Annotated in this window: 2 protein-coding genes and 1 pseudogene; all 3 read left to right on the top strand. The window is 73.3% G+C overall.

The window, feature by feature from the left end; all coding sequences use genetic code 11:
* The coding region (locus tag ACG2DA_RS22355; protein WP_395258852.1) for an efflux RND transporter periplasmic adaptor subunit at positions 1-1,501 on the top strand (1,501 nt) is incomplete at its 5' end.
* A gap of 63 nt (positions 1,502-1,564) precedes the next feature.
* Positions 1,565-2,290, top strand: coding sequence for an ABC transporter ATP-binding protein (locus tag ACG2DA_RS22350; protein ID WP_395258850.1), 726 nt, complete (start codon positions 1,565-1,567; stop codon positions 2,288-2,290).
* 46 nt (positions 2,291-2,336) lie between these two features.
* Positions 2,337-2,608: pseudogene (locus tag ACG2DA_RS22345) on the top strand (ABC transporter permease); the annotation flags it as partial.

Below are 2,608 nucleotides of genomic sequence, written 5' to 3'. Positions count from 1 at the left end.
CGCCGCCCCGGCGAAGCCGAAGCGGCGGCAGAGCCGCGGCCGCCTGCTGGCCCGCGTGGTCCTGCCGGCGGTCGTGCTGGGCGGGTTCCTCGCCATGACCGGCTGGGCCGCCCGCGACCTGTGGCGGGCGGCGAAGCCGGTGACGGTCGTCCCGGTGGTGGTGCGGCAGGCGGAGGTCCGCCGGGCCGGCACGCCGCTGTTCCAGGCGGCGGGCTGGGTCGAACCTCGGCCGACGCCGACGTACGTCTCCGCGCTGGCCACAGGAGTCGTCGAAGAGCTGCGGGTCGTGGCCGGGCAGGAGGTGGCGGCGGGAGAGGTCGTCGCCCGGCTGGTGCCGACGGACGCGGAGCTATCCGTGCGGCGGGCGGAGGCCGACCTCCGGTTGGCCGAAGCCGACGTGGCCGCGGCGGACGCGGAGCGGACGGCGGCGAAACAATTGTTCGACACCCCGCTCGCCCGCCGGGCCGCGCTGGCGGAAGCCGACGCGGCGCTGGCGGAGGTGCAGGGCGAGCTGAACGCCCTGCCGTCGCAGATCTCCGCCGCCGAAGCCCGATTGCGGTTCGCCGAGCAGAACCGCGAGGGGCGTCGCGCCGCCCGGGGGTCGGTCTCCGCCCGCTTGATTCAGCAGGCCGAGAGCGACGCCGACGGGGCCGCCGCCGCTCTGGCGGAGTTACGCAGTCTGCGGACCTCCCTGCCGAAGAGGGCGGAGGCCCTCCGTCGCCGCCGCGACGCGCTGGCCGAACAGACGGAACTGCGGATCGAAGAATCGAATCGGGTCGCCGCCGCCGGGGCGGACGTCCGGGCGGCCGAGGCCCGCCGCCGACAGGCGGAGGTGGCCCTCGAAGCGGCGGAACTGCGGCTGGCCCGCATGACGCTCAAGGCCCCCGCCGACGGTCGGGTGCTGGCCGTGCTGGCCCCGCCGGGGTCCTTCGTCACCGGGCAGGAGGCGCAGTCCAACCCGGAGGGCTCCGCGGTCGTGAGCCTGTACGACCCGGAGATGTTGCAGGTGCGGGCCGACGTGCGGCTGGAGGACGTCCCCCGGGTCGTCCGCGGCCAGCCGGTGACGGTGGAGACCGCCGCGGCCGACGACCCGATCGCCGGACGCGTGCTGGAGGCGACCAGTTCCGCGAACGTCCAGAAGAACACGCTGGAAGTGAAGGTCGCCTTAGACGAACCGCCCCCGGCCGTGCGGCCGGAGATGCTGGTCAAGGCCACCTTCCTCGCCCCCCCGACCGACGAGGAGCCCGTCGGCGAGGAGAAGCGCGAGCGGCTGCTCGTCCCCCGCCGGCTGGTGGCGGGCGAGGGCGGGGCCGCCGCGATCTGGGTCGCCGGGCCGGACGGGCTGGCCCGCCGGCGGTCCGTGACGCTCGGGGAGGCCGGCACGGAAGACCTCGTCGAGGTGACCGACGGCCTCCGCCCCACCGACAAACTGCTCGCCGGCGGCCGCGAAGGGCTCGAAGACGGCGACCGCATCGAGATCACCGGCGAGGACGACGGCTGACCGGCCGCAGGTTTTCCTCACCGCCCCCCCCGACTTCATTCCCACCGACGACGAGGCGAGACGATGGCATTGGTCGAAGTGCGCGGCCTGAAAAAGGCTTTCAAAAAAGGCGGCGAGACCGTCACCCCGCTGGACGGGGTCGATCTGGACGTCCACGAGGGCGACTTCGTCTCCATGATGGGCCCCAGCGGCACCGGCAAGAGCACGCTGCTGAACGCCGTCGCCGGCATCGACCCGCCGGACGCCGGCACGATCACCGTCGCCGGGACGGAGATCACCTCCATGTCCGGCACGAAGTTGGCCGACTGGCGGGCGGCCCACCTCGGGTACATTTTTCAGACGCACAACCTCGTGCCGGTGCTGACGGCCTACGAGAACGTCGAACTGCCCACCCTGCTGGCCCCCCTGTCGCGGTCCGAGCGGCGGGAGCGGGTCGAACTGGCGCTGGAGGCGGTCGGCCTGACGGACCGGGCGGACCACCTGCCCAAACAGCTCTCCGGCGGGCAGGAGCAGCGGGTCGGCATCGCCCGGGCGATCGTGATGAACCCCACCCTCGTCGTCGCCGACGAGCCGACCGGCAGCCTGGACTCGGCGACCAGCGGCCAGATCCAGACGCTGCTCGTCAGGCTGAACGAAGAACTGGGCATGACGCTGCTGATGGTCACCCACGACTCCGGCGTGGCGGACCTCGCCGGCCGCCGCCTGCGGCTGGACGGCGGACAGATCGTCGAACTGAACGACGGCGCCGACGTGGCCCGCAACGGCCGCTCGCTCGCCGTCGCCGGCTGAAGTCGCCCCCCGTTCCCGACCCCGCCCGCCGAACCAAAACCGCCCGATGCTCAAGTTCCTCCCCTACGTCTTCAAAGGCCTGTGGCGCCACGGGACGCGGACGTTCCTCACCGCCGGCGGGGCGGCGGTGGCCCTGTTCGTGTTCTGCTTCGTGGCCTCCGTGCAGGAGGGCCTGGACCGCCTGACCGCCGGCGGGGACGCCGACCGCACTCTGATCGTCTTCCAGGAGAACCGCTTCTGCCCGACCAGCAGCAAACTGCCGGAGGACTACGCCCGCACGATCCGCGAGGTGCCCGGGGTGCGGGACGTCATGCCGGT

The sequence above is a fragment of the Alienimonas sp. DA493 genome (assembly GCF_043951915.1).
Lineage (GTDB): Bacteria > Planctomycetota > Planctomycetia > Planctomycetales > Planctomycetaceae > Alienimonas.
The sequence above is the reverse complement of the archived record's forward strand: the minus strand, read 5'-3'. Positions and strand labels throughout refer to the sequence as shown.

Coding starts and splice junctions, on each gene's coding strand:
- ACG2DA_RS22350 (WP_395258850.1), top strand. CDS start 1,565: ATGGCATTGGTCGAAGTGCGCGGCCTGAAAAAGGCTTTCAAAAAAGGC.